Origin of the sequence: Citrobacter sp. wls710 (genome assembly GCF_005281115.1) — a bacterium.
Classification (GTDB): domain Bacteria; phylum Pseudomonadota; class Gammaproteobacteria; order Enterobacterales; family Enterobacteriaceae; genus Citrobacter; species Citrobacter werkmanii.
Genome location: NZ_SZXD01000023.1, coordinates 65,807 through 84,817 on the forward strand (window position 1 = coordinate 65,807; position 19,011 = coordinate 84,817).

20 protein-coding genes are annotated in these 19,011 nt (G+C 50.9%); 18 read left to right on the forward strand and 2 right to left on the reverse strand.

The window, feature by feature from the left end; translation table 11 throughout:
• The first annotated feature begins 28 nt into the window (after window positions 1-28).
• The 10 genes from fliD (at window position 29) to dinB (ending at window position 8,203) form a co-directional block, all read left to right on the forward strand.
• Window positions 29-1,354 carry a flagellar filament capping protein FliD gene (gene fliD, locus FDX14_RS06930; protein ID WP_079225389.1) on the forward strand — a complete coding sequence of 442 codons (1,326 nt, stop codon included), beginning with the start codon at window positions 29-31 and terminating at the stop codon, window positions 1,352-1,354.
• Between the two features lie 33 nt (window positions 1,355-1,387).
• Entirely contained in the window at window positions 1,388-1,780 is a 393-nt protein-coding gene (fliS, locus tag FDX14_RS06935; protein ID WP_003843794.1) for a flagellar export chaperone FliS, read from the forward strand.
• A gap of 4 nt (window positions 1,781-1,784) precedes the next feature.
• Window positions 1,785-2,102: a flagellar protein FliT gene (locus tag FDX14_RS06940; protein ID WP_079225387.1), complete on the forward strand. Its 318-nt coding sequence runs from the start codon at window positions 1,785-1,787 to the stop codon at window positions 2,100-2,102.
• Window positions 2,099-3,274 carry a flagellar hook-length control protein FliK gene (locus FDX14_RS06945; protein ID WP_137349258.1) on the forward strand — a complete coding sequence of 392 codons (1,176 nt, stop codon included), beginning with the start codon at window positions 2,099-2,101 and terminating at the stop codon, window positions 3,272-3,274. The genes FDX14_RS06940 and FDX14_RS06945 overlap by 4 nt, the downstream gene beginning before the upstream one ends.
• 7 nt (window positions 3,275-3,281) lie before the next feature.
• The gene (locus tag FDX14_RS06950) at window positions 3,282-3,752 is read left to right on the forward strand and encodes a flagellar basal body-associated FliL family protein (RefSeq protein ID WP_061383066.1); all 471 of its coding nucleotides are present in this window, start codon (window positions 3,282-3,284) and stop codon (window positions 3,750-3,752) included.
• Between the two features lie 20 nt (window positions 3,753-3,772).
• On the forward strand, window positions 3,773-4,489 hold the full coding sequence (locus FDX14_RS06955) for a FliA/WhiG family RNA polymerase sigma factor (protein WP_006685924.1): 717 nt from the start codon (window positions 3,773-3,775) through the stop codon (window positions 4,487-4,489).
• A gap of 29 nt (window positions 4,490-4,518) precedes the next feature.
• Window positions 4,519-5,382: a flagellar motor stator protein MotA gene (gene motA, locus FDX14_RS06960; RefSeq protein ID WP_006685923.1), complete on the forward strand. Its 864-nt coding sequence runs from the start codon at window positions 4,519-4,521 to the stop codon at window positions 5,380-5,382.
• A gap of 2 nt (window positions 5,383-5,384) precedes the next feature.
• Window positions 5,385-6,383, forward strand: a complete 999-nt coding sequence (gene lafU / locus FDX14_RS06965) for a putative lateral flagellar export/assembly protein LafU (protein WP_042310392.1) — start codon at window positions 5,385-5,387, stop codon at window positions 6,381-6,383.
• A gap of 56 nt (window positions 6,384-6,439) precedes the next feature.
• Window positions 6,440-7,081, forward strand: coding sequence for a DNA primase (locus tag FDX14_RS06970; RefSeq protein ID WP_137349259.1), 642 nt, complete (start codon window positions 6,440-6,442; stop codon window positions 7,079-7,081).
• A 66-nt stretch (window positions 7,082-7,147) separates the two neighbouring features.
• Window positions 7,148-8,203: a DNA polymerase IV gene (dinB, locus tag FDX14_RS06975; RefSeq protein ID WP_061383063.1), complete on the forward strand. Its 1,056-nt coding sequence runs from the start codon at window positions 7,148-7,150 to the stop codon at window positions 8,201-8,203.
• 102 nt (window positions 8,204-8,305) lie between these two features.
• Here the strand turns inward: dinB and pepD are convergent, their stop codons facing one another.
• Window positions 8,306-9,763, reverse strand: coding sequence for a cytosol nonspecific dipeptidase (gene pepD, locus FDX14_RS06980; protein WP_137349260.1), 1,458 nt, complete (start codon window positions 9,761-9,763; stop codon window positions 8,306-8,308).
• 261 nt (window positions 9,764-10,024) lie between these two features.
• Between pepD and gpt the strand changes: the two genes are divergently transcribed.
• The 3 genes from gpt to crl all read left to right on the forward strand — a co-directional run bounded on the left by gpt (window position 10,025) and on the right by crl (window position 12,287).
• Window positions 10,025-10,483, forward strand: coding sequence for a xanthine phosphoribosyltransferase (gpt, locus tag FDX14_RS06985; RefSeq protein WP_038637683.1), 459 nt, complete (start codon window positions 10,025-10,027; stop codon window positions 10,481-10,483).
• Window positions 10,484-10,583: 100 nt separating this feature from the next.
• On the forward strand, window positions 10,584-11,828 hold the full coding sequence (gene frsA, locus FDX14_RS06990) for an esterase FrsA (protein WP_079225374.1): 1,245 nt from the start codon (window positions 10,584-10,586) through the stop codon (window positions 11,826-11,828).
• Window positions 11,829-11,885: 57 nt separating this feature from the next.
• Window positions 11,886-12,287 (forward strand): sigma factor-binding protein Crl, encoded by a 402-nt coding sequence (gene crl / locus FDX14_RS06995; RefSeq protein ID WP_061383058.1) that lies wholly within the window; start codon window positions 11,886-11,888, stop codon window positions 12,285-12,287.
• Between the two features lie 57 nt (window positions 12,288-12,344).
• On the opposite strand, the gene phoE is transcribed toward crl, so the two are convergent.
• Complete coding sequence (phoE, locus tag FDX14_RS07000; RefSeq protein ID WP_137349261.1) at window positions 12,345-13,400, reverse strand: phosphoporin PhoE; 1,056 nt, start codon at window positions 13,398-13,400, stop codon at window positions 12,345-12,347.
• Window positions 13,401-13,689: 289 nt separating this feature from the next.
• On the opposite strand from phoE, the gene proB reads away from it, so the two are divergent.
• The 5 genes from proB (at window position 13,690) to FDX14_RS07025 (ending at window position 18,966) form a co-directional block, all read left to right on the forward strand.
• The gene (gene proB, locus FDX14_RS07005) at window positions 13,690-14,793 is read left to right on the forward strand and encodes a glutamate 5-kinase (RefSeq protein ID WP_003031373.1); all 1,104 of its coding nucleotides are present in this window, start codon (window positions 13,690-13,692) and stop codon (window positions 14,791-14,793) included.
• Window positions 14,794-14,804: 11 nt separating this feature from the next.
• Complete coding sequence (gene proA / locus FDX14_RS07010) at window positions 14,805-16,055, forward strand: glutamate-5-semialdehyde dehydrogenase (RefSeq protein ID WP_061383056.1); 1,251 nt, start codon at window positions 14,805-14,807, stop codon at window positions 16,053-16,055.
• 279 nt (window positions 16,056-16,334) lie between these two features.
• Window positions 16,335-17,054, forward strand: coding sequence for a Crp/Fnr family transcriptional regulator (locus FDX14_RS07015; protein ID WP_042310374.1), 720 nt, complete (start codon window positions 16,335-16,337; stop codon window positions 17,052-17,054).
• Between the two features lie 594 nt (window positions 17,055-17,648).
• Window positions 17,649-18,236: a common pilus major fimbrillin subunit EcpA gene (gene ecpA / locus FDX14_RS07020; protein ID WP_042310373.1), complete on the forward strand. Its 588-nt coding sequence runs from the start codon at window positions 17,649-17,651 to the stop codon at window positions 18,234-18,236.
• 52 nt (window positions 18,237-18,288) lie between these two features.
• Window positions 18,289-18,966: an EcpB family pilus assembly chaperone gene (locus FDX14_RS07025; RefSeq protein ID WP_137349262.1), complete on the forward strand. Its 678-nt coding sequence runs from the start codon at window positions 18,289-18,291 to the stop codon at window positions 18,964-18,966.
• The last annotated feature ends 45 nt before the right edge of the window (window positions 18,967-19,011 follow it).

The following is a 19,011-nucleotide window of genomic DNA, read 5'->3' on the forward strand; positions in this document are numbered from 1 at the left end:
TAAATAACGTTGCACGGAGTCACTGATTATGAGCTTTACGAGTCCGATCCAAAAATTAGCACAAGAATTTGCCTACGCAGATATCGCCACTCAAGCGGCGAATCTGCAGAACCAACAGAACGAATTGAATGCAGAGAGCAGCGGTCTGGAGTCGTTAAGTTCGGCGCTTACTGACTTTCAGTCAGCAATAGACGCGCTTAACAGCGACACCGACGGCCCACTGACGTTTTCTGCCACCTCGAATAATGAGGCGAATACCGTATCTGCAAACTCGCAGGCGCAGGCGGGAACCTATTCATTCTATGTCACTAAACTGGCGCAGGCGCAGCAGACGACCTTCAGCATGAGTGACGATACCTTTAGCGCAACCGGCACGTTTGAGCTCACGATGGATGACGGTACGACCATGGATATCGATCTCGCGTCTGCCGATGAGGATGGCGACAGCTTTATTGATGCCAGCGAACTGGTTGATGCGATTAATGGCTCGGATGACAACCCTGGCGTGTCGGCGGCACTGGTCAAAACCGATGGCACAACCACCATCATGCTGACTTCCGATTCCACGGGAGCGCAAAGCAAATTCTCAGTAAGCGTAACGGGAAACACCTCTTTCTCTGATCAGATTACCGCCAGCGAAAATAACGTCACAGAGGCGCAGGACGCTGAAATTCATCTGGGTAATGCGGGCGGCCCCGCCATTACAAGCAGCACTAACACCTTTGACGATGTGATCCCCGGCGTAACCATGACCTTTTCAGAGGTCAGCGACCCTGACGATCCGAACGATGTAACCACCTTTACCATTGCTGAAGACTCCAGTGGTTCTCAGGCAAAAGTGCAGACCTTTGTGGATGCCTATAACACGCTAATCGACACCATAGATTCTCTCACCAGCTACGGCGATGACAACACGGCAGCCGGGGTTTTTGCCGGTGACGCTGGGATGAATTCACTGGCAAATCAGATGGATGATATCGCACACGCTTCATACGGCGGCGTATCGATTGTCGACTATGGCATTACGCTGGATTCCGACGGCCACCTGCAGATTGACTCCACCCAGTTCAGCGAAGAAATGGAAGAAAACCCGGACGGATTGACCTCCATTTTTGTCGGCGATGACAGCATGGTCGCGCAGATGGACGACCTGATGGAAAGTTACCTGGATTCCAGCAACGGCATCATCGCTATGCGCCAGGAAAACATTGATAACCAGCAGAGCAAAATTCAGGACGAAAGCGATCAACTGACCGAAACCTATAACACCAACTATGACCGCTATGTGGAAGAGTACACCAATACGTTGATTGAAACGTATACCATGAAAGTGAGTATGGCCGCGTTTATGTAACCGGCTGATTTAAAAGAAGGATTGGGAACCAATATGTACGACACGCAGGATGGTTATTCGCAATATAAAGAGATGGATCTTGCTGCGCGTACGGCAGCAGCATCGCCGTTAGAGCTGGTGCTGGTGCTGTTTTCGGGACTGATGGACGAACTGGAACGCGCGAAAAGCCACATTGAAAACAAACGCTACGAGCGTAAAGCGCAAAGCATCAATAAATGTATCGATATTCTCAACGCCTTAACCAGCTCGCTGGAGTTTGAAACCGGCGGTGAGCTGGTGGTGAATCTCTCCCGGCTTTATGACCACTGCGTCTACCGTCTGTATGAAGCGAGCGGCGAATTGTCGTTAGAAAAAATTGATGAAGTGATCCTCATCCTGACGAATCTGCGCACAGGCTGGGAAGGTCTGTCGGCAAAACTTGGATAAGGCGATGGAAAGAGAGCGTCAGCAACAGCAGCTTTATGCCCTGGTGGCGGCGATGAACGATGCCCTGGATCAAAAACGGTGGCGTCGATTACCGGGGCTGCATCAGCAGGTGATGCGTGACTTTCATGCCTATGCTGCCTGGGAAACTGACGCCGAGTCGCTACGGGAAGTGAAGAGCAGACTACTGGTCGCGTTTGAGGCATTGATTGCGCGGCGAACGCAGCGTGCGGAAGAACTCAAAGCGCGTATGGAGAAACATCAGCAAAACCAGGAAGGAATGCTGGCGTATTCAATGGTTAATTTAATTTCGGAGAAGGCATGAATCCTGTATTACTGGCCTCGGTCAGTGCATCGGCAGAGGCCACACCGGAAAAGGCGACTATTTCGGCGTCGGCGGCCCCTGCAAGCAGCGGCACATTTTCTTTACCCCAATCGGGGTTTAACGCCGCGGCTGAGCGGCTGATTGGCGCAAAACTGAGTCATCAGCTGACATCGGCGGCTGCACATAAACCAGACGATGCGAATCCGGCAGCCATGCAGGCATTGCTGGCGATGCTGTTGGCGCAACCGGCTCAGGCGTCAGCGTCTGCACCAACCCAGAAGCAGCCGGACGGTGAGATGCTGAAAATGCTGGCGCAGGTGCAAACCTCTGATTCCGGGTCATCGCTGCTGCGTCAACTGGCGGGTGCGATGGCTCAACAAGGAAAAACGTCCTCGCCGTCGGCTGAGCAGCATGCCACGGATTTATCGTCACTGCCGCCTAAGCTGCAAACGTTGCTGGCGTCGATCGGCGAGGATTTGCCTCAGGCAACGCCGGATCAGCAGGCCAAACTGGCGACATTCTCCGCTCAGGATCTGCGCGCGATCGCGCCTGAACCTGCTTCGCTTTCAACGTCACAGCAAATTTCCGCCCGCGTGAAGTCTGAGGATCATAGCGTTCCTCGCCCAATGGCGGTGAGAAAAACGGATGGCGTGGCGGTTAACCCAACGCTTGCGACGCAAAGTTTGCTCAATACGGCGGCACAGGGAAATCAGCCGGTGAATGCCCTGAGCGATCATAGCGTGGTGTCGACGCAAGTTTCGACGCCGACCACGCTGTCAACAGAGGAACTCGGAGAGAAGCTTACCGCGCTGCTCAAAGACAGAATTCAATTCCAGTTGGGCCAGCAACAGCAGGTGTCGACTATTCGTCTTGATCCTCCTTCGCTTGGCAAACTGGAAATTGCCGTGCAACTGGATGCAGGCAAGCTGATGGTTCACATCGGCGCAAATCAGAGCGATGTCTGCCGCTCATTGCAACAATTTAGCGAGAACCTACGCCAGCACCTGACGGCGCAGAACTTCATGGAAGTCAATGTTCAGGTCTCCTCCGAGGGGCAATCGCAGCAGCAAAAACAGCAGTCAGGTCATCAACAGGATGAGGTGACGTCGGCATTAGTGCTCAATGATGAACCTCAATTTCAACGGAATGAATCCGTTCTGATCAAAGTGTAAAAGTAAAATGAAGAAAATTGTTATCGCGTGTGTGATCAGCTCCGTTGTGGCTCTGGGTATTGCGGGGGGCGCAGGATGGGGTATTTATCATTCTATGAATAAGCGAACTACGGCTGCAGCAGAGGTTCCTGCCCATGAAGCGGAAGACAGCCAGGATGAATCCAGCAGTATTTTTGTCTCTCTGCCGGAAACGGTGGTTACGCTGCATGATGATGAAGGGGGCGATCGCTATATGGTCGCTGAGCTGGTAATGGTCGTTGATTCAGAGAAAGACGCTGAAAAAATTAAGAAGGACGAACCGCTCTATCAAAGTATTACCGTAGATGAGCTTTCGAATATGAAATATGAAGATATTCGGGCGCTGAAGATCTCCGATATCAGAAAGAAAGTATTTGAGAATCTGAAAGTCGAATTAGCGAAACGCAAAATGGCGACACCTTATAAGGACATATTGGTGAAAAAAGTCGTGTTCCAATAAGCGACAAGCCAGGAAATAACATGATACAGGATGCTTACGAGTCAGAAGACTTTAATGCCACGCCCGTGCTCACGCCAAAGCAAGAGAGCCATTATTTACAGGCTTATCTACCTTTGGTGCGCAAAGTGGTGCGTCAACTTGCGCCGCAATGTACCTGCGTTATGGACAGGCAGGATATGGAACAAACGGCGCTGATGGGATTGCTGAACGCGATTCGCCGCTACGGTCAGCCAGACGAAGGTTTTGCCGGTTATGCTGTCCACCGCATACGCGGCGCAATTCTGGATGAGCTGCGCAGCCTCGACTGGCGGCCTCGCCAGTTACGGCAAAAATACCATCAGATTAAAGATTTGATTCGTGATGCGCGCACACAGCTTGGGCATGAACCCTCATGGGAGGAGTTGTCCCGGTTGGGGTTATCGTCTGAGGATTATCAGGAATATCAACAGTTGGAAGGCGCCGAAACGCTGGCCAGTCTGGATGAATTACTGAATGGCGATATGCCGATTGCACCGCTCGAAGGGCGGGGACTTGAGGAGCAATTCGTCACCCAGGAAATGTTGAGTTACGCCCTGAGCCAACTCAGCGAAAAAGAGGGCCTCGTGCTCTCAATGTATTACCAACACGATATGAATTTAAAAGAGATCGCGCTGGTATTAGGGCTGACCGAAGCCCGAATTTGTCAAATGAATAAAAAAATCACGCACAAGATTCGTGATTGTTTATATCCAGACTAACAATTCCGAATCAACATGCGGAGGACGTAATGCAAAAGATTTTTGGTTTATTAGTGGTTTTGGGCTGCGTATTTGGCGGCTACTTTGAGGCTGGTGGGCAGTTAATTGCTATTTGGCAGCCAGCAGAAATTATTATTATCGTCGGTGCTGGTCTGGGGGCGATGATTATTGGTAACCCGGTACATGTCCTGAAAGAGATCGCCCACCAGATTAAAGGGGTGATCAGTAAAAAGAAAATGGGACCGGAGTTTCAGCGTCAGTTACTGATGTGCCTGTATGAGCTGCTGGAAATGGTGCAGAACGGTGGTCTGCGTATGCTGGATCAGCATATCGAGCAGCCGGAAGAAAGCACCATTTTCCAGAAATACCCGCTGGTGCTGACTCAGAAGAGACTGGTGACATTTATCGCCGATAACTTCCGTCTGATGGCGATGGGGAAAATCGATGCCCATGAACTGGAAGGGATCCTCGATCAGGAACTGGATACCGCCGAAGAGTCTTTGTTAACCCCTTCGCGCTCCTTGCAGCGTACCGCCGAGGCGATGCCTGGATTTGGCATTTGTGCTGCGGTACTGGGCATTATCATCACCATGCAGTCTATCGATGGCTCCATTGCGCTTATCGGTTTGAAAGTGGCGGCGGCGTTAGTGGGGACATTCTTAGGGGTGTTCATCTGTTATTGCCTGATGGACCCGCTGGCAAACGCCATGGAACAGCAGGCGCGGGCAGAGCATTCGCTGCTCGAATGCGTTCGTACCGTGCTGGTGGCGCAAGCGGGCGGTAAACCGACGCTACTGGCGGTCGATGCTGGCCGTAAACTTCTCCATCTGGCCTCTAAACCCACTTTCGCCAATCTGGATGCGTGGGTTAATGCGATGCTGGAGCAGGAATAAGCATGAGGAAGGGGCCAAATCGTCGCGATCGCGGCGCGAAAACCACCATTATCCGCCGACAAATTAAAAAGAACCATGCAGGTCATCATGGCGGGGCGTGGAAGGTCGCCTTTGCTGATTTTACGCTGGCGATGATGGCGCTGTTTATGACGCTGTGGATTGTGAACAGCGTCAGCAAGGCTGACCGCGAAAATATCGTGGCGGCGCTGCATGGCCAGTCAATCTTTAACGGTGGCGGTATGGCACCGTTAAACAAGCTGGGCAAGCAGCCGATAGCGCCAGGCGCGCAGAAGAAAAACGTCACGCGCAACAAGCTTGATAAAACCGTGAATCCACAGGAGACGGCGAGGATCACGGAAGAGAACGCTAAAAAGGCGCTGGATGTGAACGAGAAAACGGCGTTACTGAAACAAAAATCAGCCCAGGAGCTAGGCGAGCTGGCGACCGACATTAACGTCATTGCCCGCAATGCGCATATGGAGACCAACCTTGAAATGGAGATTGTTCCTCAGGGGTTGCGTGTTCTGATTAAAGATGATCAGAACCGTAATATGTTCGAACGCGGTAGCGCCAAAATTATGCCGTTCTTTAAATCGCTGCTGGTTGAGCTGGCCCCCGTGTTTGACTCGCTGGACAACAAGCTCATCATTACCGGGCATACGGACGCGATGAGCTATAAGAGTAACATTTACAACAACTGGAACCTGTCAGGCGACCGCGCATTATCGGCCCGTCGTGTGCTGGAAGACGCCGGGATGCCGCAGGATAAAGTAATGCAGGTCAGCGCAATGGCTGACCAAATGCTGCTGGATGCGAAAAATCCGGAAAGCGCCGGCAACCGCCGCATTGAGATCATGGTATTGACGCAAAGCGCTTCCGATACGCTGTATCAATATTTTGGTCAGCATGGCGAGAAGGTTGTGCAACCACTGGTTGATAAGCTCGACAAACAAAAGCAGGTGACTTCTTTACGCCAACATTCTGCTCCCGTCGCTCATTAATTCTGTTCCCCGTCCCCCACGCAATGTGGGGGCAAATTATCCCGCAGGAAGGCAATATGATAGATATAGCCCATATTATTCCATTGGATATTCATACTGATAACGTCACGGATGTGGCCTGTCAGGGCGCGCATTTCGACAAAGTTTCCGGGATCTGGTACACCGAACCCCATGAGCTAAACGAGGCGCTTCGTGACTATGTCTACAACACCGACAGTTTTAACATCGTCGCGCCGTACTATCTGGTGATTACCTCGAAGATGCACTGTTGGAACTGCCACCAGCTTACCCATATTCACGGAGTGATGTTTACCCGGTTTATCAGAAAAAATCAGGATGGCAAAGGCTGGCAATCTATTCGACGGAATACCTTTCTGTTCCACATTAATTCTCTGCCTGAAGAGATAAAAAAGAACATCAAAGCCAGCAATTACTATCTGGATAAAAGTAAAACCACCGGGCTACGTTACTGGATGAATCATTGTGAAATTTGTGGAGAGCGTCTGGGCGACTACGAGCTTTTCTGCGTGGAAAATGACGCCTTTCGCCTGATGACGATCGAAAAATTGCTGCGGGCAAAGATTCGCAAAGTGAATAAGCTTTTTGTCAGTACGGCGGGCAATCCAGCGGAGCATACGAAAACGGATATTGTGCGTTACCTGTGTGATGCGCGCTTCGTTATGAATGGTCCCGCGTAAGGCATAATCAGACTTCTCACACTATAAAAATACTGTATACTTAAACAGTGTTGTGGGAGGCGAGTGATGCGCAAAATCATACATGTTGATATGGACTGTTTTTTCGCAGCGGTGGAAATGCGTGATAATCCAGCCCTGCGCGACATTCCCATTGCTATCGGCGGCAGTCGTGAACGCCGGGGGGTTATCAGCACTGCCAATTATCCGGCGCGTAAATTTGGCGTGCGTAGCGCAATGCCGACCGGAATGGCGTTAAAACTGTGCCCGCATCTCACGTTATTGCCTGGTCGATACGAGGCTTATAAAGAAGCCTCCCGCCAGATTCAGGCGATCTTCTCCCGTTATACCTCGCTGATCGAACCTCTTTCGCTGGATGAAGCCTATCTGGATGTGACCGACAGCGCTCACTGTCACGGTTCCGCCACGCTGATAGCGCGGGAGATCCGCCAGACAATTTTCAACGAGCTACAGTTAACCGCCTCCGCCGGGATTGCGCCGGTTAAGTTTCTGGCAAAAATAGCCTCCGATCTCAATAAACCCAACGGGCAATATGTCATTACCCCCGCCGATGTTCCTGAATTTCTCAGAACGCTGCCGTTAGGGAAAATACCCGGCGTTGGCAAAGTTTCTGCCGCTAAGCTGGAAGCGATGGGGTTGCGCACCTGCGAGGATGTTCAAAAATACGACCTGGCCATGTTGCTCAAACGGTTTGGTAAGTTTGGTCGCGTGTTGTGGGAACGCAGCCAGGGTATTGATGAGCGCGACGTCAACAACGACAGACTGCGCAAATCAGTCGGCGTCGAGCGTACGCTGGCAGAAGATATTCATGAATGGGCTGAATGTGAGGAGATTATTGAGCGTCTATATCCCGAACTGGAACGGCGTCTGGCAAAGGTAAAACCGGATCTGTTGATTGCCCGGCAGGGAATAAAACTCAAGTTTAATGATTTTCAGCAAACCACGCAGGAGCACGTCTGGCCGCGCTTAAGTAAAGATGACTTAATTGCGACGGCGCGCAAAACCTGGGATGAACGTCGGGGAGGGCGAGGCGTGAGACTGGTGGGATTACACGTCACGCTGCTGGATCCACAGTTGGAAAGGCAACTGCTGCTGGGAATTTAACTCTGATGTATTGCCGGATAGCGGCGTAAACGCCTTATCCGGCCTACAAATCAGCGCGTAAGCCGGATAAGCGCAGCGCCATCCGGCATTTATTACAGAGACTTACTTCGCCGGAATCGACTTCAACAGTTCAGTCAGCAGCGTCCAGTAGTGGCCGACGCTTTCAATATGAACCTGCTCATCCGGGGAGTGCGGACCGGTGATAGTTGGCCCGATGGAAACCATGTCCATATCCGGATACGGTTTCTTGAACAGACCACATTCCAGACCGGCGTGGATAATCTGGATGTTCGGCGTTTTGTTGAACAGACGCTGATAGGTTTCGCGAACCAGGTGCATAACCGGAGAGTTAGCATCCGGCTGCCAGCCAGGATACGCGCCTTTGGCTTCGGTTTTGGCACCGGCGAGCTTGCCCAGTGAATCCAGCATGCTTACCACGTAGTCTTTACCGCTGTCGATCAGCGAGCGAACCAGGCAGTGGATCTGTACATTATCGTCAGTCATGGTCACGACACCGACGTTCAGGGAGGTTTCCACCACGCCTTTCGCTACGTCGGAATTGCGGATCACGCCGTTCGGGGTGGCGTTCAGTAGACGAACAAAGCTATCGCGAGACTGTGCGGTCAGCGCGGCTTTATCGTTGGCTACGGCATCCAGAAGCAGAGCCAGATTCTTCTCTTTGGCTTCCAGTTCGTTTTTCAGGATGTCCTGGTAAGTGTTAACCAGCGCTTTTAAGGCATCAACCTTATCAGTAGCCACGGCGAGGGTCGCAAAAGCTTCACGTGGAATCGCGTTACGCAGCGTGCCGCCGTTAAAATCAATCAGACGCAGATCCAGCTCTTCAGCGTGGCCCGCCAGGAAGCGTACCAACAGCTTATTCGCGTTACCGAGGCCGACGTGGATTTCGCCGCCGGAGTGACCGCCTTTCAGACCTTTTAAGGTCAGCTTAAAGCTCTGGAAACCAGCCGGAACCGCCTCACGGGACAGCGGCAGGTTTGAGGTAAAGTCGATACCCCCTGCGCAGCCCATGTAGATCTCACCTTCTTCTTCAGAGTCGGTGTTGATCAGGATATCTGCCTGCAGCCAGTTTGCCTGCAAACCGAACGCGCCATCCATACCCGCTTCTTCAGTCATGGTCAGCAACACTTCCAGCGGACCGTGTACCACATTGTCATCCGCCAGTACGGCCAGCGCGGACGCCATACCGATGCCGTTATCCGCGCCCAGCGTGGTGCCACGGGCTTTCACCCATTCGCCATCAATATAAGGTTGGATAGGATCTTTGGTGAAGTCGTGCACGGTGTCGTTGTTTTTCTGCGGGACCATATCCAGGTGCGCCTGCAGAACGACCGGTTTGCGGTTTTCCATGCCTGCAGTGGCAGGTTTGCGAATCAGGATGTTACCGACCTGGTCGCGCTCGACGTGAAAACCTTTCTCCTGGGCCCAGCTCAGAATATGTTCAGCGAGCTGCTCTTCATGGTAGGACGGATGAGGAATAGAACAGATTTTGGCAAAAATATCCCACAACGGTTGCGGGGATAATTGAGACAGTTCAGACACGTTGAGTCTCCTTGGCGATGTCCTACAAAACTTGCTTGCAGGGCACGGGGTTAGCTGAATAAAAAACACCACAAGTCAGGCTTGCGCGATGCGATTGAGAATACCACTTTCTCCGCTGACGGCTAGCATAAAGCATGCAAAAAGAGGCGTGGATTCTGCGAAACACTGGTTTTTAGTGCGTCAGATCTCTATAATCTCGCGCAACCTGGTTCACCCTCAATTTATTAATTAGCCGTAGATAAACAGGCTGGGACACTTCACATGAGCGAAAAATACGTCGTCACCTGGGACATGTTGCAGATCCATGCACGTAAACTGGCAAGCCGCCTGATGCCTTCTGAACAATGGAAAGGCATTATTGCCGTTAGCCGTGGTGGTCTGGTGCCGGGCGCATTGCTGGCGCGTGAATTGGGTATTCGTCATGTCGATACCGTATGCATCTCCAGCTACGATCACGACAACCAGCGCGAGCTGAAAGTGCTTAAGCGTGCTGAAGGCGACGGTGAAGGTTTTATCGTCATCGATGACCTGGTTGACACCGGCGGCACCGCGGTTGCGATCCGCGAAATGTATCCTAAAGCGCATTTCGTCACTATTTTCGCTAAGCCGGCAGGTCGTCCGCTGGTAAATGATTATATTGTTGATATCCCTCAGGATACCTGGATTGAGCAGCCTTGGGATATGGGCGTAGTGTTTGTCCCGCCGATCTCTGGTCGCTAATCAACAGCGCTTTCAACGCCTGGCTATGCCGGGCGTTGTTCTTTATTAATCCCCATCAGGTTACACTATGCCTTAATGAGTATTCATGGAGGCTGCAAGAATGTCACAAGCTAACCTCAGCGAAGTCCTGTTCAAACCCCGCTTCAAACACCCTGAAACGTCTACGCTGGTTCGTCGTTTTAATCACGGCGCGCAGCCGTCCGTACAATCTGCCCTGGATGGCAAAACAATCCCACACTGGTATCGCATGGTGAATCGCCTGATGTGGATCTGGCGCGGCATCGATCCGCGTGAAATCCTCGAAGTACAGGCGCGTATCGTGATGAGCGAAGCCGAACGCACGGATAAAGAGCTCTACGACACGGTCATTGGCTATCGTGGTGGGAACTGGATCTATGAGTGGGCAAAGCAGGCGATGGAATGGCAACAGAAAGCGTCTATGGAGGAGGATCCGCAGGTGAGCGGGCGCCACTGGCTGCATGCCTCTACGCTGTACAACATTGCCGCTTATCCGCACCTGAAAGGCGATGAGCTGGCAGAGCAGGCGCAGGCTCTGGCCAATCGCGCCTATGAAGAAGCCGCTCAACGGCTGCCGGGCACGCTGCGTGAGATGGAATTCGCGGTCGCTGGCGGCGCGCCGATAACCGGCTTCCTGCATATGCCAAAAGGCGAGGGTCCGTTCCCGACGGTACTGATGTGCGGCGGTCTCGATTCCATGCAAACGGACTACTACACCCTGTATGAGCGCTACTTTGCTCCGCGCGGTATTGCCATGTTGACGCTGGATATGCCGTCGGTCGGATTCTCATCAAAATGGAAACTGACTCAGGATTCCAGCCTGCTGCATCAGCATGTATTAAAGGCGCTGCCTAATGTCCCGTGGGTGGATCACACCCGCGTGGCGGCCTTCGGTTTCCGTTTTGGCGCTAACGTGGCGGTACGCCTGGCGTATCTGGAGTCGTCACGGCTGAAGGCGGTGGCCTGCCTGGGACCGGTTGTGCATGCGCTGTTGAGTGACCCGCAGCGTCAGGCAAGCGTCCCGGAAATGTATCTTGACGTTCTGGCCAGCCGCCTGGGGATGCATGACGCTTCCGATGAAGCGCTGCGCGTTGAGCTTAATCGCTATTCATTAAAAGTGCAGGGGCTGCTGGGGCGACGCTGCCCGACGCCAATGCTGTCGGGGTTCTGGAAAAATGATCCGTTTAGCCCGGAAGAGGAGTCGCGTTTAATCACCTCGTCATCTTCTGACGGTAAGCTGCTGGAGATTCCATTCAACCCGGTGTATCGCAATTTTGACAAAGGACTGCAAGAAATAACCAAGTGGATCAATCAGAGATTGTGTTAAAAGTTTGCTAAATTTTATCGATTTGGTAAAACAGGAGCTTCACCTAAGGAGATCGTAATGACGTTACCGAGTGGGCATCCGAAAAGTAGATTGATCAAGAAATTCACCGCGCTTGGCCCGTACATCCGGGAAGGGCAGTGCGAAGATAATCGCTTTTTTTTCGATTGTTTGGCTGTTTGCGTCAACGTGAAACCCGCCCCTGAGAAACGCGAGTTCTGGGGCTGGTGGATGGAGCTTGAGGCGCAGGAAAAACGCTTTACCTACAGCTATCAATTTGGTTTGTTTGATAAAGATGGCAACTGGACGGCGGTGCCGGTGAAAGAGACTGAAGTGGTGGAGCGACTGGAATACACCTTACGTGAGTTTCATGAAAAATTACGTGGGTTGTTAACGTCGCTGGATTTGGCGCTGGAGCCTGCTGACGATTTTAAGGATGAGCCGGTTAAATTAACCGCATAATGAACAGTAAAATGCCGGATGGCGGCGCAACCCCATCCGGCATTTTTTTATACTAAATCAGAACTGATAAACCATACCGACAGCAACGATATCATCATCGTTGATACCCAGCTTATTATCGCTATCGAGCTGGTTGATTTTATAATCGACAAACGCGGACATGTTTTTGTTGAAATAATACGTGGCGCCAACGTCGATATAATTCACCAGATCCTCATTGCCGACGCCTTCAATATCTTTACCTTTTGACAGCACATAACCCAGTGACGGACGCAGACCAAAGTCAAATTGGTACTGAACAACCGCTTCGAAGTTCTGCGTTTTATTGGCGAAGCCACCAGAAATCGGCGTGATATTGCGCGTTTCAGAATAGAACGTCGCAATATAGATATCGTTAGCATCATATTTTAAACCCGTTGCCCAGGCTTCTGCTTTATCGCCTGTACCGCGAGTTTGCAGATTCTGCTGATTGGTACGATCGGAGTTGGTATAAGCGCCGCTTACGGCGAAATCGCTACCGCCAAAGTCATAAGTAACGGACGTACCAAAACCATCGCCGTTCTGTTTTTTCACATCGCGGTCCTGGTTTTTACCCTGATATTGCAGGGTCAGATCCAGTCCATCCACGACGCCGAAGAAGTCGGTGTTACGGTAAGTCGCCAGGCCGCTGGCGCGTTTGGTCATAAAGTTATCGGTCTGCGCAGATGAATCGCCACCGAATTCCGGGAACATATCGGTCCACGCTTCAACATCGTACAGCGCGCCCAGGTTACGACCATAATCAAACGAGCCAAGATTTTTTAATTTCAGACCGGCAAAGGCCAGACGTGTTTTTTGCTGGTTGGAATCACTTTCAGCTTTATTGCCAGCGAACTCCGCTTCCCAGCGACCGTAACCCGTCAGTTCATCATTAATTTGCGTTTCGCCCTTAAAGCCTAAACGGATATAGCTTTGGTCGCCGTCCTTGCTGTCATAATCCGTCATGTAATGCATGGCTTTCACTTTGCCATACAGATCCAGTTTATTGCCGTTCTTGTTATACACTTCAGCTGCCTGTACGGATGCCGACGCCACAATCCCCATCACCACTAATGCCAGAGTGCTCTTTTTCATTTTCATTCCTGATTAAAAGTACGCGCTAATATTCACTGGGTGTGATCCCCGTTAAAAGACAGGAAGGTTTTTAACGTCTGGCAATGAACGTTTTATGACAAAGTAAGAATATTTTTAAAAAAGAGTGTTTTTATGTTTCTGTAATCAATGCGTCAAAATCTGCCGCTACGCTTGCTGATCCTGCGCAATAAAATTTCATGCTTTGTGCGCTGGCTGTTGGCAACCGGGGCCAGTCCTGCTAAAACGTTCGTTTGATATCATTTTCCCCAATTTTGAATGGCAGAGAATCATGAGTGACAGCCAGACGCTGGTGGTAAAACTTGGCACCAGTGTGTTAACGGGCGGATCGCGCCGCCTGAACCGCGCCCATATTGTAGAACTGGTTCGCCAGTGCGCGCAGCTCCATGCAGCAGGGCATCGTATTGTTATCGTTACCTCAGGCGCGATCGCCGCCGGGCGTGAGCATCTTGGTTACCCTGAGCTCCCGGCGACGATAGCCTCGAAACAGCTGTTGGCGGCGGTAGGGCAGAGCCGATTGATTCAACTGTGGGAACAGCTGTTCTCTATTTACGGTATCCATATCGGGCAGATGCTGCTGACACGTGCGGATATGGAAGACCGTGAGCGCTTCCTTAATGCCCGCGATACTTTACGCGCGCTGCTGGATAACAACATCGTTCCTGTCATCAATGAGAATGACGCGGTGGCGACCGCCGAAATTAAAGTCGGCGATAATGACAATCTCTCGGCGCTGGCGGCAATTCTGGCCGGAGCCGATAAGCTACTGTTGCTGACCGATCAGCAGGGACTTTTCACTGCCGATCCGCGCACCAACCCGCAGGCGGAGCTGATTAAAGACGTTCACGGTATTGATGATGCGCTGCGCGCCATTGCCGGCGACAGCGTTTCTGGCCTGGGAACGGGCGGTATGGGCACTAAATTGCAGGCCGCAGATGTCGCGTGCCGCGCCGGAATCGACACTATTATTGCCGCGGGCAGCAAGCCGGGCGTGATTGGTGATGTGATGGAAGGCGTTTCCGTTGGGACGCGTTTTCATGCTCAGGCCTCTCCGCTGGAGAACCGTAAACGCTGGATTTTCGGCGCGCCGCCTGCCGGGGAAATTACCGTCGATGAGGGGGCTACCGCTGCGATCCTGGAACGCGGCAGTTCATTACTGCCAAAAGGCATTAAAAGCGTGACAGGCAACTTTTCTCGTGGTGAAGTGATTCGTATCTGCAATCTCGAAGGGCGCGATATCGCCCACGGCGTGACCCGCTATAACAGCGACGCGCTTCGCCGTATTGCCGGACACCACTCACAGCAGATTGACACCATCCTTGGCTATGAATACGGCCCGGTTGCTGTCCATCGCGACGACATGATTACCCGTTAAGGAACAGGCATATGCTGGAACAAATGGGCATTGCTGCCAAAGCTGCGTCATACAAGCTGGCGCTGCTCTCCAGCCGCGAAAAAAATCGCGTGCTGGAAAAAATAGCCGATGAGCTGGAAGCGCAAATGGAAAGTATCCTTAGCGCTAACAAGCAGGATGTAGAACAGGCGCGTGAAAATGGTCTGAGCGAAGCGATGCTCGACCGCCTGGCACTGACCCCTGCGCGCCTGAAAGCGATTGCTGATGATGTGCGTCAGGTGTGTAATCTTGCTGACCCGGTCGGGCAGGTGATTGACGGGGGCCTGCTGGATAGCGGCCTGCGTCTCGAGCGCCGTCGCGTCCCGCTGGGCGTGATTGGCGTGATTTATGAAGCGCGTCCTAACGTTACCGTTGATGTTGCCTCCCTGTGCCTGAAAACTGGTAATGCGGCGATCCTGCGCGGCGGGAAAGAGACTTACCGGACTAACGCGGCGACCGTGGCGGTGATCCAAAAGGCGCTGGAAGCCTGCGGTTTACCCGCAGCAGCGGTGCAGTCGATCGACAACCCGGATCGCGCGCTGGTCGCTGAAATGCTGCGTATGGATAAGTACATCGATATGCTGATCCCACGCGGTGGCGCGGGCCTGCACAAGCTGTGTCGTGAGCAGTCGACTATCCCGGTCATCACCGGCGGCATAGGCGTGTGTCATATTTATGTGGATGATTCTGCTGAAATCGCTCCAGCGCTGAAGATTATCGTCAACGCCAAAACCCAGCGTCCGAGCACCTGTAATACTGTGGAGACCTTGCTGGTGCATCAGGATATCGCTGAGCGTTTCCTGCCTGCGTTAAGCCAAAAGATGGCGGAAAGCGGTGTTACGCTGCACGGCGACGAAATCGTGATGCAGGTACTGCATGGCCCGGCCAAACTGGTGCCGCTGAAACCGGAAGAGCTGGATAACGAGTTTCTGTCTTTGGATCTGAACGTTGTGGTGGTCGAAAATATGGATGGTGCTATCGCGCACATTCGCGAACACGGCACCCAGCACTCAGACGCTATCCTGACGCGCACGCTCAGCAACGCCAACCGTTTCGTGAATGAAGTTGATTCTTCTGCCGTGTACGTGAATGCTTCCACCCGTTTTACCGATGGCGCCCAGTTTGGACTGGGGGCTGAAGTGGCGGTGAGTACGCAAAAACTGCACGCGCGTGGCCCAATGGGGCTTGAAGCACTGACCACATATAAGTGGATTGGCTTCGGCGACGACACCATTCGCGCGTAATTGAAACCGGGTGATGCAAAACAGGCGTTTGATTCGCAAGGCCAGTAATGCATCGCCCGGTTTGTTTTAACCTTCTTCGCCATACCTGCGTTCGTTTCAGCTCTGCGTTTTTAATCATCCGCAGCAGACTATATTTATTCATATTCTCGTTTGTGCCAGAAAAGTGAGCTAGCACAGAATTTTCCCTGTCTGGAATGAATTTTCCTGGTCTGCGGTTCACGTATTGTTCCTAACGCCCGTTCTATTAGAATCAGTCTCATTTTTATGAGGAGTTGTTGCGTGAAATCGGATATTCACAAACTTAGCATTCCTGTTGTGCCGCTCGGCAATCCGTTTCCACCCCGCCATTGTTCGCTGTGTCCAAAGGGATCGGTGATTGATCGTGATAATGAGTACAGGTTAATAGACAAAAGAAGGAAGTTTAAAGCAGGTGAGATTCTCGCTCGGCAGGATGAAACCGCTGAGATGCTTTTTGTGATTCATGAGGGGTATTGCAAGTCCAGCGTGGAATGTGGCGATAACGTTTTGATCAGCCGCTTTTATGTTCCAGGGGATATCATGGCGCTGGATGCAGTCGAAGGGAGAACGTATCTGACCACCATCAGGGCTGCAACGACTGCGGAAGTTTGCCATATCGACATCGCGCGGTTGTTCAAGGTCGCAGAGAAGGATCCTTCAGTGGCCGCAGCAGTCATCAAGTTTCTGTGCAGAGATAATGGGTTCATTGTGGAGAAATTGCGGCGTTATGCGAATAAGCACGCGGAGGCCAGAATCGCCGCTTTCCTGGTGGAGTTTTACGAGATGCATTTGCGCATTGGCAGACCGGAAACGACGCTTCGATTGCCTTTTTCCCGGGAAGAAATTGCCAGTTATCTCGACCTTAAAATTGAGACCGTCAGCCGCTCATTAAAATCACTCGAACAACAGGATTTGATTACCATACATCGGGTACGTACGGTAACACTTAATAGTTACCTTGGTTTGAAAAGCTTCATCTAATTCTCTCCTTTATGCACATAATTTTTATCTGGTAATACCAGGAATATTCTTTTTATATGGAAAATTCCTGGTATTACTTGTGTGAAATAATTATCAATTCGAATATTAATCCTCCAGACTTGTGCTTTGTTTATAAGAATATTCCCCTTCAAACGAAAGTTTTATGAGAATTTTCTTGTGAAGGATAAATTTTAGCAAAATTGCAACAAAGAATAAGCATTCTGGATGAAATATGGATGTTTTGATTATCTTTATGTTTTGTAAGGATTTTGGTGTGAATTTATTTGTATGACATTTTTGATAAATATCAAAAACATAAAAAAGATGAATTGTTTGCTGTGACTTATTTGTTTGGGTGATAATTCTGGAGCGAGGCTTGTTTTGAGTAAATATATCTTAGGAAACTTCTTAGAGGTCTTTTTTTGTGGGAAAATTCTTAGTCTTTTACAATTTCTGCGTTTCAGGGTTTGTTGAGATGTTACTTAATTCAAATGATAATTTTTGGGCGCGGCAATTCTGGCTCGCAATAATGGAACCGCTGGAGTGACTTAATAATAAGACTCGGTGGTGAGTTTGTTCTTAGGAGAAGATAAAATGAAAAAATTATTATTAGTGACCTCTCTGGCTTCTGTATTTGTTGCGGCAAATGCAATGGCGGATGTTACTGCTTCTGCAACAGCCTCGTGGGATGCGACGGCAACAAAAGATACCTCCAGCATGTTGGTTGTCACCCCGCTGAATTCTTTAACCTTTCAGTATGCGGAAGGTCTGAATGGCTTCAACTCCCAGGACGGTGCTTTTGATGTGACTATTCAGGGCCAGGAGACCGCCACTGATTTTGAACTGACTGCTCAGATTGTTAGCAATACTCTGACTAACGCCAGTGGCGATGCTTCTACCCTGAACGTCGGGGTGGCATGGAATGGCACCCCGCTGACTAATTCATCAGATACCGTCCTGGTCAACTCCAGCTCGACTTCTGGTCTTGAAAGCCTGATGGCTGATGGCGCTTATAATGGTGCTGCTCGTGTCAGCGATCAATCCAACTTCAAATTCACCATCGCGTCAGCGACTTCTGATGGTACCCAGGCAGTAACGGATTACTCTGCCCTGCCGGACGGCTATTGGACTGGCGATGTAAAAGTACAGTTCAATGCAACCTGGACGACTCCGTCTGCCTAAGCAATAAAGATTCGGGAGAATATTTTCTCCCGAATTTATCAGGAATGGTGTCATGAAAAAATATTTACCGGCAGCAATGTTGGTAGGGTTAGTAACATCTTTTTCCAGTTGGGCAATTAATGTCGGTGAGATTACATCGATAATGACTTCTGCTGAGAGTTCATTATCGAAAGAAATTGCCAATACGACAGATTCGGCACGTTATGTCAGTGTTTCGGTAAAACAATTGTCATCACCTTTGGCGGGTGGTATCGAAATAAAGCCTGTTAATTCCGGAGAGTTACTTTCTACACCTGCCAATCTTATTCTGCCTGGTCAGGCGAAGGATGTATTTCGTTTCTTCTATAAAGGACCTGCAGATGATGTCGAGCGTTATTATCGTCTGCAATGGATTGATGAACCGGTCACCGAGAGCGCAGAAACCCGGGCCAATAAAATGGCGGTTGCAACAGCGTCGGCTGAAATTGGAACTATTTTGGTGGTTGCGCCGAGAAAGGAGCGTTTTGAATATAGCCGAAATGGCGATGTTATTACCAATACTGGCAATGTTTCGTTTCGAGTGATCGCCTATGGCACGTGTAAAGAGAAGGCCCGCGATCGAGGACGAGGCTGTCGCGAACGTTATTACATTATGCCAGGTACGAAAATAAAATTACAGTTTACCGATATTAATAATAGCCGTTCACGGATCGGTATCTGGCACGGTAAACAGTTTATTACAGTGAAGTGATGGTCGATTGCAGCCATCTGTACGGGATAAATAAAAATACCGGAA

Bases quoted from the DNA above. Each gene is read 5' to 3' on its own strand.
- fliD (WP_079225389.1), top strand. From the start codon at position 29: ATGAGCTTTACGAGTCCGATCCAAAAATTAGCACAAGAATTTGCCTAC.
- proA (WP_061383056.1), top strand. From the start codon at position 14,805: ATGCTGGAACAAATGGGCATTGCTGCCAAAGCTGCGTCATACAAGCTG.
- FDX14_RS06955 (WP_006685924.1), top strand. From the start codon at position 3,773: ATGATACAGGATGCTTACGAGTCAGAAGACTTTAATGCCACGCCCGTG.
- FDX14_RS06950 (WP_061383066.1), top strand. From the start codon at position 3,282: ATGAAGAAAATTGTTATCGCGTGTGTGATCAGCTCCGTTGTGGCTCTG.
- proB (WP_003031373.1), top strand. From the start codon at position 13,690: ATGAGTGACAGCCAGACGCTGGTGGTAAAACTTGGCACCAGTGTGTTA.
- FDX14_RS07025 (WP_137349262.1), top strand. From the start codon at position 18,289: ATGAAAAAATATTTACCGGCAGCAATGTTGGTAGGGTTAGTAACATCT.
- dinB (WP_061383063.1), top strand. From the start codon at position 7,148: ATGCGCAAAATCATACATGTTGATATGGACTGTTTTTTCGCAGCGGTG.
- FDX14_RS06945 (WP_137349258.1), top strand. From the start codon at position 2,099: ATGAATCCTGTATTACTGGCCTCGGTCAGTGCATCGGCAGAGGCCACA.
- FDX14_RS06940 (WP_079225387.1), top strand. From the start codon at position 1,785: ATGGAAAGAGAGCGTCAGCAACAGCAGCTTTATGCCCTGGTGGCGGCG.
- crl (WP_061383058.1), top strand. From the start codon at position 11,886: ATGACGTTACCGAGTGGGCATCCGAAAAGTAGATTGATCAAGAAATTC.
- fliS (WP_003843794.1), top strand. From the start codon at position 1,388: ATGTACGACACGCAGGATGGTTATTCGCAATATAAAGAGATGGATCTT.
- gpt (WP_038637683.1), top strand. From the start codon at position 10,025: ATGAGCGAAAAATACGTCGTCACCTGGGACATGTTGCAGATCCATGCA.
- lafU (WP_042310392.1), top strand. From the start codon at position 5,385: ATGAGGAAGGGGCCAAATCGTCGCGATCGCGGCGCGAAAACCACCATT.
- motA (WP_006685923.1), top strand. From the start codon at position 4,519: ATGCAAAAGATTTTTGGTTTATTAGTGGTTTTGGGCTGCGTATTTGGC.
- FDX14_RS06970 (WP_137349259.1), top strand. From the start codon at position 6,440: ATGATAGATATAGCCCATATTATTCCATTGGATATTCATACTGATAAC.
- frsA (WP_079225374.1), top strand. From the start codon at position 10,584: ATGTCACAAGCTAACCTCAGCGAAGTCCTGTTCAAACCCCGCTTCAAA.
- ecpA (WP_042310373.1), top strand. From the start codon at position 17,649: ATGAAAAAATTATTATTAGTGACCTCTCTGGCTTCTGTATTTGTTGCG.
- phoE (WP_137349261.1), bottom strand. From the start codon at position 13,400: ATGAAAAAGAGCACTCTGGCATTAGTGGTGATGGGGATTGTGGCGTCG.